This window comes from Mycoplasma sp. 1654_15 (assembly GCF_012516495.1).
Taxonomy (GTDB): Bacteria; Bacillota_I; Bacilli_A; order Mycoplasmatales; family Metamycoplasmataceae; genus Mesomycoplasma.
In genome coordinates, this window is record NZ_CP051214.1 from 157539 (window position 1) to 178197 (window position 20659).

Annotated in this window: 15 protein-coding genes, 1 pseudogene and 1 other annotated feature; of the genes and pseudogenes, 3 read left to right on the forward strand and 13 right to left on the reverse strand. The window is 23.0% G+C overall.

Going from position 1 to position 20659, the window contains the following annotated elements; translation table 4 throughout:
• Position 1: 1 nt before the first annotated feature.
• The 3 genes from HF996_RS00705 to HF996_RS00715 form a co-directional block, all read right to left on the reverse strand.
• A complete protein-coding gene (locus HF996_RS00705; RefSeq protein WP_168910191.1) occupies positions 2-1996 on the reverse strand; it encodes a S8 family serine peptidase in 1995 nt (664 codons plus the stop codon).
• 697 nt (positions 1997-2693) lie between these two features.
• Positions 2694-3728, reverse strand: a complete 1035-nt coding sequence (locus tag HF996_RS00710; RefSeq protein ID WP_168910192.1) for a hypothetical protein — start codon at positions 3726-3728, stop codon at positions 2694-2696.
• A 128-nt stretch (positions 3729-3856) separates the two neighbouring features.
• Positions 3857-4924: a hypothetical protein gene (locus tag HF996_RS00715; RefSeq protein WP_168910193.1), complete on the reverse strand. Its 1068-nt coding sequence runs from the start codon at positions 4922-4924 to the stop codon at positions 3857-3859.
• A gap of 181 nt (positions 4925-5105) precedes the next feature.
• Here HF996_RS00715 and HF996_RS00720 point away from each other — a divergent pair, with 181 nt between their 5' ends.
• Entirely contained in the window at positions 5106-5987 is an 882-nt protein-coding gene (locus HF996_RS00720; protein ID WP_168910194.1) for an HpyAIV family type II restriction enzyme, read from the forward strand.
• Positions 5962-7062: a DNA-methyltransferase gene (locus tag HF996_RS00725; protein WP_168910195.1), complete on the forward strand. Its 1101-nt coding sequence runs from the start codon at positions 5962-5964 to the stop codon at positions 7060-7062. The genes HF996_RS00720 and HF996_RS00725 overlap by 26 nt, the downstream gene beginning before the upstream one ends.
• A gap of 47 nt (positions 7063-7109) precedes the next feature.
• Here HF996_RS00725 and HF996_RS00730 read toward each other — a convergent pair whose 3' ends face one another.
• The 4 genes from HF996_RS00730 to HF996_RS00745 form a co-directional block, all read right to left on the reverse strand.
• Positions 7110-7970 (reverse strand): hypothetical protein, encoded by an 861-nt coding sequence (locus HF996_RS00730; protein WP_168910196.1) that lies wholly within the window; start codon positions 7968-7970, stop codon positions 7110-7112.
• Between the two features lie 47 nt (positions 7971-8017).
• Positions 8018-9616, reverse strand: a complete 1599-nt coding sequence (locus HF996_RS00735; protein ID WP_168910197.1) for a hypothetical protein — start codon at positions 9614-9616, stop codon at positions 8018-8020.
• A gap of 209 nt (positions 9617-9825) precedes the next feature.
• Complete coding sequence (locus tag HF996_RS00740) at positions 9826-10212, reverse strand: hypothetical protein (RefSeq protein WP_168910198.1); 387 nt, start codon at positions 10210-10212, stop codon at positions 9826-9828.
• A gap of 11 nt (positions 10213-10223) precedes the next feature.
• On the reverse strand, positions 10224-11435 hold the full coding sequence (locus tag HF996_RS00745) for a hypothetical protein (protein WP_168910199.1): 1212 nt from the start codon (positions 11433-11435) through the stop codon (positions 10224-10226).
• A 106-nt stretch (positions 11436-11541) separates the two neighbouring features.
• Between HF996_RS00745 and HF996_RS00750 the strand changes: the two are divergent.
• Positions 11542-13006: pseudogene (locus tag HF996_RS00750) on the forward strand (IS3 family transposase).
• Positions 12072-12158, forward strand: a sequence feature (ribosomal frameshift element). It overlaps the preceding pseudogene by 87 nt.
• Before the next feature lie 62 nt (positions 13007-13068).
• Here the strand turns inward: HF996_RS00750 and HF996_RS00755 are convergent.
• The 6 genes from HF996_RS00755 to HF996_RS00790 all read right to left on the reverse strand — a co-directional run bounded on the left by HF996_RS00755 (position 13069) and on the right by HF996_RS00790 (position 20079).
• On the reverse strand, positions 13069-13545 hold the full coding sequence (locus HF996_RS00755) for a deoxycytidylate deaminase (RefSeq protein WP_168910200.1): 477 nt from the start codon (positions 13543-13545) through the stop codon (positions 13069-13071).
• A 150-nt stretch (positions 13546-13695) separates the two neighbouring features.
• The gene (locus HF996_RS04035; protein ID WP_254427728.1) at positions 13696-14493 is read right to left on the reverse strand and encodes a hypothetical protein; all 798 of its coding nucleotides are present in this window, start codon (positions 14491-14493) and stop codon (positions 13696-13698) included.
• Positions 14494-14960: 467 nt separating this feature from the next.
• Positions 14961-15749: a hypothetical protein gene (locus HF996_RS04040; protein ID WP_254427729.1), complete on the reverse strand. Its 789-nt coding sequence runs from the start codon at positions 15747-15749 to the stop codon at positions 14961-14963.
• 9 nt (positions 15750-15758) lie between these two features.
• A complete protein-coding gene (locus tag HF996_RS00780; RefSeq protein WP_168910201.1) occupies positions 15759-17855 on the reverse strand; it encodes a S8 family serine peptidase in 2097 nt (698 codons plus the stop codon).
• Positions 17856-18039: 184 nt separating this feature from the next.
• Positions 18040-18933 (reverse strand): hypothetical protein, encoded by an 894-nt coding sequence (locus HF996_RS00785; RefSeq protein ID WP_168910202.1) that lies wholly within the window; start codon positions 18931-18933, stop codon positions 18040-18042.
• Positions 18934-19317: 384 nt separating this feature from the next.
• Positions 19318-20079, reverse strand: coding sequence for a hypothetical protein (locus tag HF996_RS00790; protein WP_168910203.1), 762 nt, complete (start codon positions 20077-20079; stop codon positions 19318-19320).
• Between the last annotated feature and the right edge of the window lie 580 nt (positions 20080-20659).

Here is a 20659-nt window from a genome sequence, read left to right on the forward strand (position 1 = left end):
ATTAATTTTCCTTTGTTATTGTGTGTGTTACGGCAATTGAATCATCTATTGAATTGTTAAATAAAGTTGTTTTATATTTTTTTACTACATATCTATACAATCCGAAGTCCCTGGTTTTAAATTTAATTAATTCAACATTACTTCTTATACTCTGAGAAGAAAATACTGATTCTCATCCCCCTTTATCGTTAATTTTTTCTAAAACTAAATCATAATCAGAGAATAAACTATGTTGTTGTCTACTGTTTGTTTCTTCTCGTTGCAATCTATTTTCATTTATATGTTGATTTTTTCACTCTTTTAGCTTTAGTTCATAATCGATTCCCTGTGCAGTTTGTTTTGCGAGTGCTCATGTTGGGAAAAGTCATTCTCATCAACTTGGATGTTGTAACTCTGGTTTATCTTCTTTTTCTTTTAGTAATCCAGCGTTAAACATTCAACTAAGTGCTATATTTAATTGTTGACCAGGATTTAAAGCTAAAATTTTACTTGTGTATATAATTGCTTCATTATCATTTTTAGAAACTGACATTGTGTGAATGTTTTCAGCAGCTTCTATCATTTTTTCGAAATCAATCAATCCTGCTCCATAAGTTTTATCAAAACCATTACTTTTTTTATTTACAATTTTATATTTAGGTAAATGTGCTGAAGAAGCTAAAATAGACATTGCAATTGGCACTCTATAAGTATCGTTATTTAAATATTTGAATTTTTTAAAAATATTAGATATAGCACCAGTAACCACTGGAGCAGCATAACTAGTACCTAATATAGTTTCGGAATTTTGTAAAATTATTTCTCCAGGAGCTACCACTAAAGGTTTAGGTAAATCTAAATGATTTGGTTCCAAATCTCTATTAGAAAAATATGAAATATCAAAATCATCATTTACATTTTGTCTATATTTTGTGGAACCCACAGAAATTGCATTATATGCTAATTGTTTTTTATCTATTCATTTACTATCTTTGTCTGGATTATCATAACCATTACCAGCAGCAAAAACATTTACTACACCATATTTTCTGGAAATATAATCTATAAAGAAGCTTTCATCATTATAATTTATAGGATTTATAGAGGCAGATCCATAACTGTGATTTATTACTCTTACTTCATTTTCTAACACCAATCATTCAATAGCATTTTGCCAAGAAGAATTATCAATAAAATTAGAAAAATAAATTTGACTATTCTGATTTATTCCATTTTTTCCAGAAGCAATTATAGACACATCAGTTCCATGATGCTCACTTGTATTTTCGGGTCCAAATAGTTTTATTTGAGATGAATTTTTAAATTTATATTTATTAGATAAAGTAGAAGATCCTACTTCTAAAATCCCTACTTTAGAACTAGGATACAAATTATTTAGTTCTATGTTTCTGTAGAAATTTAAATTTATTTGTTTCAAAAGTAAATCACTATTTACATCGGAAAAATTATTATTTTTATAATCATTAACTCATAAACTAAGTTTTGAATTTGGATGGTTTTTTGAATGTAAACTATTATTTTTGGAAAGAACTTTTTTATAAAAAACAATTCTTTTTACAAAATCTAGTGATTCAACATATTCAATAAATTCTTTGGATTTTTCTAAATTATTAAAGTAAAACCAAACAATAGGGAGTAATTTACTGGTTTTGACTTTTCATTTTATGTTTTTAATTTTGAAGCCATTTTTTATTTTATTTAAAAGTGAATCTATTCTTTCTTCTAGATTGCCTTTTTCTTTAAAAACATCCAAATAGATTTTCAATTCGATATTATCAGAGACTACTTCTGATGAATTTTTTACATTAATAGATTTGGGTGTAGGAATGTTTCATTCATTAACTACAAATTTTTTACTAGCAAAATTTATTGTTGCTAATTTTTCATTATTAATTAAGTATTTACTTTGATTAAATGAAAAAATAGGTAAAAAAACCAACGAAGTTATTGTACCTATCGCAAATGAAAGTTTAAAAAATTTTTTAATTTTGGTCATATAATTCTCCTATTCTTGAATTTTTATTAAGAAAAACAAAATATATAAAGAAAATTAAATTTTGAAATAAATATTCAATTATTTTAAACAAGATGTATATGGATTTTTTTCTTATTTTGTCTTCTTTTTTAGATTTGTTTATGTTATTTTTTTTTAATTCTTGTTTTGATTCTATCATTTTTTTAAAATATTTAATTAAATTTAAAAAAATAAATAAGATAAATAATTTTTAAGTGTTATTATTCTTTGAATTTAGATTAGTAAAGTTTTTTCATAAAAAATAAAATCACACATTTGAGCAGATCCACTTTTCTTAGAAAAATAGAAAAGGGGATCTGCTCACTGCTCCAACTATTCATCTTAATTATAAAAAATTAAAGTTTAAAAAAATTACATTAAAAAATTATTTTAAATTTAATGAAAATGAAAAATAAAACATAATAAGTTAAATTTACAATTTGTTTCATTGAATAACGTATTTTCTGTAATTTTTAACTTAAAAACAACAGTTACAACAATTTAATTTAAAAAAATACGTTTTTTAAAAAACGTATTTTTTAATAATAAAATGCTATTTAGAAAAATTAAAACTAATAAATTAAAATAAAAGTTTTAAAAATATTATTTAAAATTCTTAGATAAGCGCAGCAAGTCATCACCAATTTTATTTTTAATGTGTGCTAAGACCCTTGAATAATTACGAATATATGTAGTCAGCAACCTTATTATATCTACAATTTTTTACACCTTTAAATGTAATATCTTCACTTAATATATGTTCTTCATCAGAAATACCGTATTTTCTTCTGATTTCTAGTACTCTTGGTCAATCTTCTCTTTTGCCTGAAGTTTTTACATTTTCTATGCTTTTTATATCTCTAATGTATGAACCCTTTTTTACTATTATAGTTGAAGAGTCTATTACATATAAATATATTTTTTGATTTAAATGATGATAGCTTTGTAGTTCTGAATAGTCAAAAGTTCATTCTGATTTATTTAACACATTTTCTTTTGTAATTTTTTCATTTTTAGTTTCTGTGTTTTTATGAGAAACAATTTCGTTATTGTGGGCTTCAATTGGCTTTTGATTTGTTGTTATTTCTTCTGATTTTGAGATATCTTCAGTTTTCTCTACAGTAGAAATATTTAATTCTTTACTTATATTTATAAAATTAAAAGAAAATATTTTATTTATTTGCAAAATGATTTTATAAAACTCTTCAGCTTCTTTTTTGGGCTTACTTCCCAATTGACTTTCATTATTCTTTTCTTGGACGTTTTTATATTTGATATTATTGTCCTTAAACAAAGAAATTATTTTATTTTCCAAAGCTTTAAGTAAATCAGTAGTTTTATGCTCATCAGGAATTTCAAAGATTCATAAATTGCTTATTTCATTTTGTTTATGATGTTTATAAATTCGTTTTAAACCATAACTACTTTGTCCGATATAAGCTTTTTGAGTATTTTTATCACCTGCAATTCACACATATACTATAAAAGACGATAATAAGTGTTTACGTAATGTGAGTTTATCATTTATTTCTTCTTCTCTCATATTTTCTCTAATATTATTTATTTCTTCAAGAGAGCTACAAAGTATTTTCAATTCTTTGCCAGTGAAATAATAGTAATTTAGAGTTTTTTGATTCCCTTGAATTTTTACTCTAAAATCTATTCCAAACTTTTCTTCATAACTATAAGATGAATCACTCAATTTAATTTTCATAATTTTTTCTCCGTATATATAATACAAAAAAAAAAAAAAAAAAAAACAAGTATAGTGAGCAAATCCCCTTTTCTTAGAAAAATAGAAAAGGGGATTTGCTCAGATTTTCAGTAGTTTTTTATTAAGTTTTATTTTTTAGATAAATATCAATTTTTTACTAAATCAGAAAGATAAACTCCATTTTCATCTGTAATTAATTTGTAGTCTTTTTCAAAAACAAAGTCTCAATAAGGATCAGAATCAGCAATAGACTTATAACAAGTAAGTTTCATTAAAATCTTTTCTAATGAATTTCTATTTCTGTTAAATGTTAAAACTATATCTTTTGATAAGACTTCCATATTGTCGGATTTTAAAAATTCTAATCTAAATTTAGTTATACTATTTTGTAAATCTAAAGGTAAATTTTTAAATTCTTCGCTTTTTATACTTCAAATATAAGAATTTTTTTTAATTGTTATATTTTGTGAATCTTTTATAAAGAAAAATATTTTTTTAGATGAGTCAGGATATTTAAAAGTTAATGTTAAATTATTATTCGCATCAAAAAAATCTTTTATTAAACCTTTAGTAAAGTTAAAATTTGGTAATTTTTCATTTTGTTTTTCAGTCTCTGACAGTTTTTCATTAAATAGAGTTTTGAATTTTTTACTTTCTTTTATAAAATCTAATGAAAAGATTTTTCTAGACGCAAATAGAATTCATTCGAAAATTTCATTAGCGTCCTTTTTTGCACTTTTACTTAAATTAGTTTCGTTATTTTTTTGTTTGTTATCAGGTTGTATATTATTTTTTCGAAATTCTTCAATGAATTTATTTTCTAAAAGTAAAAGTAGGTCAGTAGAAGCATTCGGATTCTGAATACCAAAAATTCATATTTTTTTTATTTCTTCTTCATTTTTAAAGTGATCATGAATTCTAGTTAAAATTTCTTTACTTTGCCCTATATAAACTTTAGAATTTGAAATTCATATATAAATAGCAATTTTATTACTTAATCATTCATAGAAATTACCTATTCTCTTTTTATCTTCTTCTCTAATTTTTCCATTTGTTAAACCAAAATATAGTTTTATTTCGTCATCAGATAAATAGGAATAAAACAAAGTAGTTTCTGCTTTTTTTAATTTAAATTGTACAAATTCGCCATAGTCTTTTTCAGAACTATAAGTTAAGTCATTTATTTTTACGTTCATAATTTCCTTGTGTTGAATACATTTTTAATCTAATACTATAATCAATATAATTAAAACAAAAAAAAAAAAAAGCAAGCAAATAGCAACACAAACAAAGCTTAAATTGATATTAATAAATTTTTAAAAATATTTTATTTTGTAAGTTATTTAATATTATAATTCAAGCATAAAAAGGAGAATAATGATAGTTTCAAAAGAAGAAATATTTAAAATTATAGACAAATATATGAGTCAAGATGAAGAGTTTTATCTTGAATTATTAAAGAAAATAATAAAAGAACCAGAAAGATATTTTGGTGTGTTCAGGCTTTCAAAACTAAAAAATAAATTGATACAAAATATTACTCAAAGTCGAGAAATTAGATTTGGTAATATTTTAGAAGATATTGTCAGTAAATATCTAGAAAAAATGGGATATGAAAATATAAATAAAAATTTAGGAAAAAATGAACAAAATCAAGTTTTAAAAACAGATCAATTTTTTAAAAATAATTCGAATTCTAATATTTTATATATGGTTGAAATGAAGGTCAGAGATGATCATGACAGTGCAAAAAAATGAGGAGAATTTAAAAAATTTAAAAGTAAAATTTCTTTGATAAAAAAACAAAATCCAAATAAACTTATTAAAGCAATTATGTGGTTTGTAGATGAAAATTTTGACAAAAATCAAAAATATTATCGAGAAGAAATTCAAAAATTAAATATCGAAAATGTAGAATTATATTTATTTTATGGTTCAGAATTTTTCAGTATATTAAAAAATGGTAATAATTCTTGAAATGAGTTAATAGATTCAATAACAGATTACAAAAAAAATAAAATCCAAAATGAAATTATAGATTTAAATTTCGGTAAAAATCCAGAAGTTTTAAAAGCACTTGTAAAACTAGGGAATAAAAATTGAAATAAACTTATTTCAGAAGATTTAATTTATAAACAATTAAGGCAAGAAATATTTAGTGATGGTGATAACTTGTCTAAAGCAAAAAAAGAAAGAGAATCTTTGCAAACAACAAAGAAAAAAGAAGGAAAAAATGGACAATTCAGAAATAAAAAATAAAATTTTACAAGGAGATTCATTAAAAGTTTTAGCAACTATAAAAGATGAAACTTTTGATTTTTGTTTTGCTGATCCTCCTTACTTTTTACAACTTGAAGAAGGTAAAAAACTTTATAGAGTAGAAGGTAGTGAGTTTGATGGTTGTGATGATGAATGAGATAAATTCGATTCAATGGAAGAATACAAAAAATGAACAAAAGCTTGACTAACACAAGTGCGCAGAGTATTAAAGAAAAATGGTTCTATTTGTATTATTTCAGGTATGCAATCTATTTATGAAATAGGAAATATTTTAAGAGAATTAGGTTTTTGAGTTATCAACGACATAATTTGACAAAAAACTAATCCAACCCCAAACTTTGGAGGCACTAGATTAAACAATTCTCACGAAACACTCATATGAGCTTCAAAATCTAAAAAATCTAAATTTACTTTTAATTACAAAACAGGAAAATTCCTAAACAATGGAAAACAAATGGGTTCCATTTGACAGTTTTCAGTATGCTCAGGTAATGAAAGATTAAAAGATAGCAATAATCGTAAACTTCACAATACTCAAAAACCAGAAGCTTTGCTATATCGAATAATAACTTTATTTACTAAGAAAGGTGATTTAATTTTAGATCCTTTTGGAGGCACAATGACAACAGCAGCTGTAGCCAAAAAAACAGGGAGAGATTTTACAACGATAGAATTAGATCCTACTTATATTAAATATGGTCAAATCAGAGTAGACAATGTAAAAGAAGATTTAGGTGATGTAGAAAACGCAGTTTTTGACATTAAACCCTTAAAAGTTTCTTTATCAGAAATTATTCAATCAGGTTATTTAACAACAGGTGAAACTTTTTATCATAAAAATGGTGAACATGCTATTCTTACAAATAATAAAGGTTATCTAACATATAAAAATGAAACTAACTCAATACACGAAATAACTGCCAAAATGATGAACAGAAAAGTTAGAGTAAATGCTTTTGATTATTTATATGTAAAAAGAGATGGTAAATTAGTTTCTATTTCAGATATTAGAGATTTATATAGAGAACAAATAAAATTATCTTTGTTAAAATAAATATATAGTAAATAAACAAAAATCCTTCATTTTTGAAGGATTTTTGTTTATTTTTCTCTTTGTTTTCATCGTTGTTGAAGTATTTCTTCTAATGTATAACCAGATTTATTTCTGAGAAGTTTATATATATTAGCTCCATAACCAAAAAAGGCGCCAAAAACTTCATATAAAGACTTATTTTTTGGAAAACTAATATCAGATTTTATTTCTGTGTGACTTACTAAATTGTATTCTAAACAATTTGATTTGATAATGTCTGAACAATATGGTTTTAATGGAAAGACATATGAACCAGCTTTTACAATTATTATTCCGTTTTCAATTTCAACTGCAATTTTTAAAGAATTTTTTCTGTAAAATAAGTAAATATTTTTATTTTCTTCTAAAAATAAATCTAATTTATTTGAGTTACTTAATTTTCGTTTTTTAGTTTCAAAAGTATGTTTTTTAGATCTAGAAATTGTATCTTCTAAATGTTCGAAATTAGGTTTAGATAAATCATTTATATCAATTGTTTTAGTTTCAAAAGTATGTTTTTTGGATCTAGAAATTTTATCTTCTAAATGTTCAAAAGAAGTTTCAGATAAAGCATTTATATCGATTGATATTTGAGTTCCAAATTTTTTCGAAACCCAATAAGTTAAAAAATCTGCAAGTTTTATATCACTGTCTTTAACTTTTAATTTTAAATATATTTTTTCTGATCGACCAAGAAAACTAGCAACTAAAGTTCTTAGATTAACATATTTTGGAAAAGGAACATCATAATTTAATTTTTTAACTCCAATTAATTTTCTTTCTGAAAAATAATGATTTCTAAATTTACTTAATCATTCAATTCTTTGGGCAGATTCCCTTTTCTTAGAAAAATATAAAAGGGGATCTGCTCAAAATGCAAGAAAAAACAAAAACCACTCAAATTTATGAGTGGTTTTTGATTACAAAATTTATTACTTTATTTTCCTTCAAAATAATCTCTTAAAGTTTTATTATCGTTTTTTATTTTTATCTCATCATTGCCGGGCTTTTTACCAGAAAACGCACTTAAAATTTTATTAACAGAGCAATCAATAATTTCCACATCTTCTTGTAGTTCTTGATGTTTTTCAGAATTTATTTCATATTTCTCTAATATTTTAGCTGCTTCAAAAACGTCTACTCTAATCCGGTGTAATTTTTTATAATTTTCAGTATTGACATTAAGAGGTTTAATATAACTTCCTTTTTTAACAATTATTGTGTTGTCATCATTATTTTTAAATTCTTTTATTAAAATTTCAATTTGACGTCTTTTGCTTATATAAGTTAAAGTAATACCTTGATTTAATTTAAAAAATTCAAAAATTCAATCTTTTATTTTTGTATAAGTATTGTCGGGTTTTTTGAAAGGAAAAGAAAAAATCATCTCATTTTGTGTTTCAATAGAATTTTCAGTTATAGTTTTTTCTTCTTTTTCTTTGATATTTTGATTTTTTTCTAAATGTTTTTCATAAAGCTTGTTTAGGCTAATTCCTTCAAGAGTTTTTAACTCATATTTTGTAAACATCTGACCATAAAAAACTTCTATAATGTAATTAAGACTTTTGTTTTTTATATAAACATCTTTTTCTAATTTACCTGTAGACAAATTTACGTTATATTCTTTAGAAAATTTGTTTCTTTTTTCTTGTATGTTACTTCTTGTTTTCTCAAATAAATCTCTTTTATTTATATCTCATATAAGTGAATCTTTTTTGACTATAGCTTTAAAATCATCTTTATTGATATAGTTAATAATTTGAATAATTGGACTCCCCTTATGGCATACTAAAATAATATTAGGATTGTCTTGAAGGTACTGAGTGAATCAATCTTCTTTTCTTCTTTTTTCTTCATTAGTTTGTCTCCGGGTTACAGAATCAAGTTGTTTTATATTTCCTTGAACAGAGCTAGAAACAATTTTGTATGTAGTTGGTTTTTGTTGTTCATTATGAGTGTTTTTGTCTTCATTTATATAGTTATTTTGTGTTTCAATAGTCTTTTCAGTTGTAGTTTTTTCTTCATCTTTTTTATCTTGTGACAAGGAAGTCAGTTTTGGTACTTCAAAAGGGAAAAGATTAAAAGCTTTAAAAATTAATTGAGTTTTTTTAATAAATTCTATTAAACTATTTTGAAAATTTTTTGCTAAATGAGTTGTTACACCATCTATTTTATTTAGTCCCCATTTTTTGCTCTGACATCTTTCAATTAAATCTTTTTCTACAAATTTAAATCAGTCTGCATCAGGAATTGACTCTTCCTGGTCTAAAGTCCAAATAAAAATTTCTTCTATATTTCTCCCTCATTCTTTTTCTTTAATATGACTTTTAATTCTTTCAATATATCTACCTGTTCCAATATAAACTTTTTTATCTTTGGTTTTAATTAAGTAATTTCCCCGCCAAAAAGCACCGTCTTTTGTATTATCATCCTTAAAATGTCCAGCATCATAATGAACATTTTTTGTTTCTTCTATAAAGTAGTGGTTAATGGCATCACCTAAAATATGATAGCAAACAATTTTACGTTTATTCACTTCATTTTCTTTATGTTGACCCTCTCATTTTTCAAAACTTGTTATTTTTAAAAATATTTTCTTGTTGTTGTTTTTTCATCAAATTGGGTAATAACTTCCTTAATATAAAGTTGATTGAACATAATTTTAAATTAAACCAAAAAAACAAGAAAAAAACAAGAAAAATCAAAAACCACTCAAATTTATGAGTGGTTTTTTGATAACAAAATTTATTTTTCATCAGCCTTAAATCGATCTTCTAAAGTTTTGTTATCGTTTTTTATTTTTAAAACACCATTACCGTTATAATCTAATAAAAATGACATTACAATTTTATTAACAGAACAATTAACAATTTCCACATCTTCTTGTAGTTCTTGAGGTTTTTCAGAATTTATTTCATATTTCTCTAATATTTTAGCTCTTTTAAAAACGTCTTCTCTAACCCGGTGTAAATATTTATCACTAATATGGATACTAAGAGGTTTAATATAACTCCCCTTTTTAACAATTATTGTATTGTCATTTTTACTTTTAAATTCTTTTATAAAAATTTCAATTTGATTTCCAGAACTACGAGTTAAAGTAATACCTTGATTTAATTTAAAAAATTCCAAAATTCATTTTTTTATACCTTTTTAGGTACTCGTATTAAAGAATACAGCTCGTTATCTTTGTTGAAATCATCCTTAAGTAAATCGTAAAGTGATTTACCATCTGTATTTTTTGTGTTAGTATAAAAAGAATTTTCTCAAAAGTATGCATAACAAGTCAAACCCTTTAACACTGTTTCAAAGCTTCTACCTTTTATTTTTATACTTTTAGTTAGTTGAGTTTGTTCAAGAGGTATATTGAATTCTGTTCTGAAATTTATAGTTCATTGTTTTTCAGTTTTTGGATTGTCGTAAACACTTCAAGTATAGGAACCTTTTTCAATAGTTATATTATTAGAATCATGAACTAATAAAAATATTTGCTTATCAGAACCAGGATAAGTAAATGTTAAATATAAATCAGTGTGATTATCTAAAAATTGTGCTACTAAAGGTTGTTTTATTCCAGATGGTGGAGGAAATTTTAATGTTTTATTATTATTTTCAAGTTTATATTCTCTATTTTCTTCTCTATTATTAGTAATATTATTAACTTTATTATGTATTGTTGCTACTTGTGTTTGTATATTATCAGATTTTATATCTATTTCTTCATCTTTTGAATTTATAACTTTTATTTCATAATTATTTTTTGATTTAAATGGGTAAAGATTGAAAGTTTTAAACATCAACTCACTTTGTTTAACAAAATCTTCTAAACTGTTTTGCACTTCAACAACTAAATTAGTTTTGTTACCTTCTTTTTTATTGTATTTTTCATCTTTTGTAAATTTACTTATTAATATTTTTTCAACAAATTCAAACCATTTTTCATTATGTGTTCCTTTTGTCTGATCTAATGTCAAAATAAAAACTTCTTGTATTATATTTCCTCAGAGTTTATTTTTAATATGTTCTTTAATTCTTTCAATAAATTTACCTTTTCCAATATAAATTTTTCTTTCCTTAGTTAGAATGATATAGTTCCCTAACCATTTTGCTTTGTTGGTTGTAAAATCTGAAGAAGTGTAAGTTCCTAATTTTTTATTTTCTGGACTTTCTGAAAAATAATATTTAATTCCATCATTCAAAATGTGGTAACAAAATATTTTATTTTTCTCTACTTCGTCTGAATTCCCAAGTTTATTTTTTCTTCATTTTTCTGAACTTATTATTTTCAAAAATACTTTTTCGCTATTGTCATTCCATTGTACATGAGTAGTTTCAATATTAAATTGATTAAACATATTTTTTTCCTTTTGTTAATTGCATTTTATAATTTTCCCAAAAAAAAACAAGAAAAAAAGATGAGCAGATCACCTTTTCTTAGAAAAATAGAGAAGGGGATTTTTTATGAAATATTCATTAGAATTTAAATTAGAATGTGTAAAAAAATACAAAAAAGGAATTGAAATTAAAAAGCCCGATTTTGCTAATACAAGTCAGAAAAATTTTTTAAATCAAGTAAATTTTTGAGAAAAAATTTATGACAAATTAGGAGTTGAAGGTCTTAAGAAAAATCCACGAAATAAAGAATGGACTATAGATCAAAGATTAAACATAGTTAAAAGATTTTTAGCTGGTGAACCAACGATTAAAATTTCACTTGAAAATAATCTTAATCCAAGTCAAATATCTTTTTGAACGAAAAAATATTTAGAATCGGGAATTAGTGGTTTAGAATTAAACAAAGGAAGACCAATAATGAAATCTAAAATTCTTAATGATAAACGTTCAAGAGTTTCAAAAAATTTAAATAGTAAAGATCAATCTAATTCTCTAACATCTGTATATGAAGAACTCAAACTTCTCAAAGAAGAACTCAAGCATTTTAAAAAAAGAGAAAAAAACTTTGAAAAAGAAAATAAACTTTTAAAAAAGGAAAATGAAGTACTAAAAAAGTGAAAAGCCTTGGTAGAGATCTTTGACTCAAATCAACCAAAGCAAGAAAGAATAAAAAAAATTTATAATAGAGTAAAAGCTGACAAAAACCTTCGCTTAACTCAAGTATTAAAAGAGTTTTCTATTCCTATATCTACTTTTTATTATCAACTCAAAAAAGAAGATTTTGACAAGAAAAATGAAGAAATTATAAGTCAAATGAAGCTTATTTTTAAAGAAAATAAAGCAAGATATGGAAAAAGAAGAATAAAAGCCGAACTTAATAATAGAGGCTATAAAATTGGACTTAAAAAAGTTCGCAGATTAATGGAAAAATTCAATCTCAAAGCAATTTGTTCTGATGAAAATACAAATCTTACAAAGGAACTGTAGGCAAAATTGCAGACAATATTTTAAATAGAAATTTTGTCGCAACTCAACCAAATCAAAAATGAACTACAGATGTAACTGAATTTAGCGGTTCATTTGGAAAAGCATATTTATCACCAATTTTAGATATGTTTAATGGTGAAGTTATTGCTTGAGATTTGTCTACAAGTGCTAACAACCAACAAATTAGAAAAATGCTTCAAAAAGCTTTTTCCAAACACAAAAATCTTGAAGGTTTGATTTTTCACAGTGATCAAGGTTGACAGTATCAACATAGACAATTTTCAGAAAAATTAAAACAAAAAGGAATAATTCAGTCCATGTCTCGAAAAGGAAATTGTTTAGATAATAGCGTTATTGAATCGTTTTTTGTAACATTAAAAAGAGAATGTTTTATGGTCACGAAAAAGAATTTTTAACTTTTAAACAACTTCACAAAGCAATTGCAAATTATATTTATTATTACAATCACAAACGAATTAAAGACAAAATAAAATGAATGTCTCCTATTAAATTTAGGGAAACATTCATTTCGAATTATAATTAATTAAAACACTCAAAAATTTTTTTCCAGAAAAGGGTACCACCTCAAAGCAATAAAAATTTCCTTTAATTTTCTATATTTACATTAAATTTTTTGAGTTTAATTGTTTTAATTTTACTTTTCTCAAAAATAAATCTTGATATGGCTGAATCTTCAGTATGATGGTACTTATCATCATCAAAATAAATTGTAGTTATACCTGTTTGTGCAATAACTGTTGCACAATTTGAACAAGGAAATAAAGAAACATAAAGTTTTGCATCTTCTACTGTATTTAAGGGTAAAATGGAATTTAAAATAGCATTTATTTCTGCATGAATTACATATGAATATTTTACTTCGCTAGCTTTATTAGAATCTTTAGATCAAGGAAAATCAATATCATTACCTTTTGGCATACCATTATAGCCAAGCCCTAAAACTCTATTTTGTTTACTTACTATGCAAGCTCCAACTTGAGTGTTAGGATCTTTGCTTCTTTTTGCGCTTATTTTTGCTAATGCTAAAAAATATTCATCCCACTTTATTGTTTTATTTTTCATTTGTACCTCTTTATTTTATGCACATATTTTAAGAAATCTATTTGATCTGATAACATTATAATTTTTTAAATCTTTTTTAAAAGTATATTTAATAAACATTATTAATTTATTAATTAAAAAATCCTTCATTTTTGAAGGATTTTTTATCTTTTATTTAGTTATGTCTTCTAAAATATCTACTATATCATAAGAAGAAAATAAAGTAATATTTTTATCTTTTGGTATGGAAAATATTAAAATGGTATGTCCTTCGCGTCCAATAGCATCATTATCCTCTCTTCCAATGTGTTTGCCATTTTTTACTTCTGAATCAATAATATACCATTTTTTTGTTTTATTTATTAAACCAAAAAATGGTGTTAATCTTAAATCTGTGTAGCCAGGATCAAATCTACTTTCTTCAAAAACTATTTTTGTATAATATTTTAATATGTATATTTCATTATTTGAGAGTACTTCGTCTATATTCTGTTGTCCGAAAGTGTCTGAAATATATTTATTGAATGCAGGTAAAATTTTAGACTTTTCCAAATTTTTTATGTCTTGAGAATTTTTTACAAATACGACTTTGTTATAAGAAAAAGGGATTTTTAAATTTGATTTTTTTTCTTCTTCTTGCATCACAAAATTCATTTCTTCTAAAGTAAGATAACCACGATCAAAAATTTTATCGGTATAATCAGAAATTCAATAAGTCTTCAAATTAAACATTTTTAAATAAGGAGTTCAGTCTTCGATGCCAAAGTGTAATAAATTTTTATCAAAATAATAAATTTTGTCATCTAAATTTGCTTTATTTTTAAGAATTTCTATTTTATTATCCAATATATCTTTGTTTTTATTTTCATTATTAGAAACATTATTATTACAAGAAATTAAAGAAAAAGTAGAAGCTATTAAAGTTAAAGAAAAAAATATTATTTTATTAAATTTCCTAATTTTAACCATTATTTGGATTTAACTCCTTTTATTATATAAGTAATTGTACCAATATTTTTCACTGAATTTTTAAATAAAACACTTGAGTATTGTCTAATATGAATTCTGTAAGTTCCAGGTTGAGTAATTTTAAATTTTATCTATTGGTATCGTTTTACTTGTTTCAATTTTTCAATTTATATTAGTATTTTTTAATTACTTGATTATGCTAGTGGAACTAGTGAATAAATAAAAAACTAGTGAAACAAAAATTCCAGCAGTTATGAACAATTTTAGAAATTTCTTTAATTTTTTCATTTTCGCTTCCTATTTTATATTTTTTCTATAATTTTAATTGCTTTAGTATATCATAAAAACTATTAATAATAAATGTTAAATTTTTTGACTCATTATTTTAAAACTTAACTAAATTTTCAAAAGAAAATTACTATGTTAAAAATTAAAAAAATCCTTCATTTTTGAAGGATTTTTATCTTTTATTTACTTATATCTTTAACAATATCAGCTATATCATAAGAAGGAAATAAAGTAATATTTTGATCTTTTGGTATGGAAAAAATAGTTATAATTTGTCCTTCGTGACCTACAAAATCTTTTACATCTCTAGAGTGTTTACCATTATTTCACTCTGTATCAATAATATATAATTTTTTTGTCTTTTTTATAAATTTAAAAAATGGTTCCAATCTTCATCCAACGCCATGATCATATGTAGAAAAAGAAAAACCTTTGTAATAAGATTTTAATATGTATATATCATAATTAGAAAAAACTTCTTCCATTGTCTTTTGTCTAAAAGTATCTGAAATATATTTATTTAATGTAGGTATCACTTTTGATTTGTCTAATTTTTTTATATCTTGAGAATTTTTGACAACCATAACTTCATTATAAGAAAAAGGAATTTTTAAACTTGAATTCTTTTCTTCTTCTCGCTTCAATAAATTAATTTCTTCAGGAGTAAGATAGCCACGATCAAAGATTTTATTACTATAATTTGAAAGTCAGTAAGTTTTGGAATTAAAAATCTGTAAATATTGATTTCATTGTTCACTTCGAATGTCTAAAAAATTATCAGAAAAATAATCGATCTTTTTCTCCAAATTTTCTTTATTTTTAAGAATTTCTATTTTATTATCCAACATATCTTTGTTTTTATTTTCATTATTAGAAACATTATTGCTACAGGAAATTAAAGCAAAAGTAGAAGCTATTAAAGTTAAAGAAAAAAATATTATTTTATTAAATTTTCTAATTTTAACCATTATTTAGATTTAACCCCTTTTTATTGTATAAGTAATTGCTCCAATATCTTTTACTGAATTTTCAAATAAAACACTTGAGTATTGTCTGATACGAATTCTGTAAGTTCCAGGTTGAGTAATTTTAAATTTTATTAATTCAACATTAGTTTTTGTAGCAACAGACTTTTTAACTTCTTTTCAACTTCCGTTTTCTCATTTTTCTAAATACATATCTAAATCAGAAAATCAATTATCATTTTGTTTCTTAAGTGTAGCACTTTGTGTTAATCTGGTATTATCGATATGAGTACTTCTTCATTTTTTCTTTTTTAATTCTAATAATTCTATTTTTTTATCAGTTGAATCAGACTTTGTCGATTTTTTAGAATCAAGTAAAAAATTAATATCTTCATCTGTAAATTCAGGTTCAGATCTCTTTAAAATACCAGCATTAAATAATCAAGCAATAGAAACATTTATTTCATCATTTTTATTTAATCAAATATTATTAATATTAAATAAATCTTTATTTACATTTTTTTCAGAAATAGAAAATGTTTGAACATTTTTAGCAGCTTCTACCATTTTTTCGAAATCTATTAAACCAGCCCCATAAGTGTGATCAAAACCATTAGAATTTAAATTTGATAAATTATAGTTTTTTGGTAGTTGAGAAGATGCAGCTAAAATAACCATTGAGATAGGAACTCTAAATTCATCATTATCTAAATTAGGGAATAGTTTTAATAAATTTGCAAGTGAGGCGGTTACTATTGGTGCAGAATAGCTAGTTCCTCTTTTGGCTCCTCCTTGAAATTTAATTTCACCAGGAGCTACAACTAATGGTTTTGGAAGATTTGGAAATTTTGGATGTAAAGTTCTATTTGAAAAAGGTGTTATTTGTATAGGTTTATTTCTATTTTCTCTAGGTTCAGTAGCTCCAACTACTATAGAATTACTAGATAATTTTCTTTCATCAATTCATTGTCCTTCAGTTTTGTCATAACCATTTCCTGATGAAAACACATTAACAACGCCATATCTTCTCGCTATATAATCAATAAAAAATGATTTATCATTATAATCTATTGGATAACTCTCAGCCGAACCATAACTATGATTTATTATTCTAACGTTATTATCTAAAACTAACCATTCTAGAGATCTTTGTCAAGTAGAATTTTTAGAAGTAAAATATGAGTAAAAAACTTGCGCTTTTTTACCTATTCCTTTATTTCCTCCAATTATACTAGATACTAATAAGCCATGATCATCTATTGATAACTCTTTTGATGTATCAAAAATTTTAGGTTTCTTGAAAAAAGTATGAAAATTATTAATAGTACCATAATAATATTCTAAAACTCCTACATTAGATATTTTAGAATTATTTTCAACTTCTTGTTGTTTCTTTTTAGTAAAGTTTATATCTGTAAAAATAGATTGATTATCTATTTGTGTTCTTTCAAAATATTCTTCTTTTTTTATTGTTTTATCAGTAGTTTCAACTTTAGTTTCAGAATTATAATTACCCCTCAATAATGCGCTTACGGAATGTAATTCTCCTGTTTCAACACACTTACCAGGATATAAATCGCAGTTTAATTCAGAACCTATGTATTGAGGATATCAATTTGATACCATAGCATTTTTCTTATAAAAAACAATTCTTGAAACATAATCTAGTTTGTCAATTGTTTTGACAAAATTTGAAGCTTGTTCAACATTATCGAAATAAAATCAAGCTATTGGTAACATTTTACTTGTTTCAACTTTTCAATTTATATTGCTATTTTTAAATTCATATTTGATTTTATTTACAAGAGTATTAATTCTTTGTTCCAAATTTCCCGTTTCTCTATAAATATCTAAATAAATTTTTAATTCAATAGATTTATTTGCTTCATTTATATATTGTTTTAAATCTTCATCTATTGTATTTTTAACTGAAAAATTTCAGTTATTAATTGCAAATTTTTCACTTGAAAAATTTAATGATGCAAACTCTTCGTTATTGTTTTTAAATTGCTTGATTATGCTAGTTGAACTAGCGAATAAATAAAAAACTGGTGAAACAAAAATTCCAGCAGTTATGAATAATTTTAGAAATTTCTTTAATTTTTTCATTTTACCTTCCTATCTTATATTTTTTCTATAATTTAAATTTTAATTTTTGTATTATATCATAAAAACTATTAATAATAAAAGTTTAATTTTTTGGCTCATTATTTTAAAACTTAACTAAATTTTTAAAAGAAAATTACTATGTTGAAAATTTAAAAATCCTTCTTTTTTGAAGGATTTTTATCTTTTATTTACTAATATCTTTAACAATATCAGCTATATCATAAGAAGGAAATAAACTAATATTTTGATCTTTTGGTATGGCAAATATTACAATGTTTTCACCCACATGACCTATAGAATTGTTTTCCACAAGCATTACTATATTTCCATTATTTTTGATTCAGTCTATTATGTAAAGTTTCTTTAAATTGTCTACAGATTTAAAAAATGGTAATACTGAATAAAATGAAGTAAAATAATCAAATTTAGGTTCAGTTAAGTCAAGTTGATTATAAAATTTCAAAATATAAATATTATTTTTTAATATAACATCCTTTATTTTTTCATTAGGAAAACTATCAGTAATATATTTATTTAAAGTAGGAAGTATTCTGGATTTATCTAATTTGTTTACATCCTGTAAATCTTTAATTTTTATTATGTTATCATAATCACTTCGCGGAGCCAAAATTGTTTGTTTTTCTTCTTCATTTTTTAAAAACTCTTTTTCTTCTGGTGATATTTGTCCTTTTTCAAAAATATAATTACTATAATAAGACAGTCAATAAAATTTAATTTTAAACTTTTGTAAATAAGGATTTCATAATCTTGTATAGTCACCTAAAAAAAGTGAATCAAATAATTTAATTTTTTCTTCAATTGTTTCTTTATTTTTAAACTTTTGTAAATCTTTAGAAAAGTTGTTTTCTAAATTATTTTCAGTATTTGAAGAAGTATTTGTATTTTCTATAGTTGAATGCTGAGAGTTTAGATTATTTGAAGAATTTTTATTATTTTTGTTCTCATCTGTTTTTTTGATAAAACTAGTACTATTAGTTTTATTACAAGATATCAAAAAAGAAGCAATAGGAAAAAGTAAAAAAATAATTCAAAGAGTTTTTTTCAATTTTATTGTCATATTAAAATTCTATTATGAATTCCTTTTCATTGTATAAGTAATTGCTCCAATGTCTTTTACTGAATTTTCAAATATTGTACTTGATTTTATTTATAAAAATTATAAAAGTATTTGAGTTAGTAATTTTAAATCTTGATATTTTCTTTATTTTTTTATAAAAATTAATCTTTTTATGCTTATTGTTTTAAATTTATTATTTTACAAATAGTACATTAATATTTTTTTTAATTTCAAAATTGCATTTTTTTATAATTAAAATCAGTTTTTTAAATACTAACCCACTATTTATAAAAAATTTTCTTATAAAAAAAGTTTTAAATTTTGTAAATTATATTACTTAAAAAATAATTGTTTTTTATCAATACAATAATTTATGATTTGTAATTATAATAATCAAAAATTAGAGTATATTTCCCTCACTATAGTTTCAGGTTTTGTAGTTTCAGAAAAATGTATTTCTTCTTCTTTTATAAAGGCAACTATACTAATTTGAGCCCCAAAATAAGGTAAAGAATCATTGTGATAACGAATAAAATAATCAGGATCAATAAAGTATAGTTTTTTAGATATTAAACCATCAAAAACTCATCAGCCCATTTGATTTTTATTAATGTATTGCAAAGTCGGGTTGTAATTTTTAATAGAATAATAAATATTGTATTTTTCCAAAATCTGTTCAGTAGTTTCAGAAGGAAAAAATTTACTAAAATATTTTTTAAATACTGGAACTAAAATTTCAGAATCTAATTCTTCGAAATCTTTCATTGATTTTAAAATATTATTATTTTTATCAATTTTATCCATAAAATTGTTAAATATTGTTCTATTTTTTTCCATTTGCTTTTTGAGTTCAAAATCTCTAGGAACTTGATTCTTGGGTCAAACAGGATTATTTGGATTACGTCCTAATTCATCAGTACTTAGAAGAGTATCTTGTGATACTCAGTAAGAATTCATAAAATATTTTGATTGATAAGTAGAAAAATTTTTTTCAATCTTTTTAAGATTCTTATCAAAAAAATTTACTTGTTCTGTTTGTGAATAACTTTTATATTTGTATATCATTTTGTAAGTAAATCAACCAAATAAAGAAACATTTAATGTTATACACAAACCAAGCAATAAAATTTTTACTTTCCTTCTCATTTTAAAGTTCTTTCTAAAATTAATTTTTTACTTAAAATAATTAAAAAAACAAAATAAAGATGAAAATTAATAAATTTTTATATCATTTTTATTAAATATATCCCTCTTTTTTGTTTTTATTTTATAAGTTTTTAATTAAATGTATTTTTAGTCATTATATATCTTTTTTTATTGTTTCAAAATTATTTTGTAATTTCCCAAATTTCTTAATTTATAAAATTAAAAAAATATTCATTTGACACATCTTTATTCCACATTTTAAAAGAAAAATAAACTAAAATTAAATCATTTTTTGTACTCGTTAATAAAAATAATTTTAAATAATATTATTGCTTTTATTTTTAAAGCATCATTAGTTGCTTACAAATTTGTTGTGTAAAATATTTATAAAAATGTAATTTATTTATTCAAAAACTTTAAAAAATTTTTATTTTGCATATGTTTATAAATAAAAATTAAATACATATATTAAGTGGAATTGCAACATTTTTGACTTGTTTAATTTTTATTATTTTTTTAACTTTTACATCAACATAATTTTTTTATTTTCAATATTTTTGAACAAAACTTTTAAAACCTT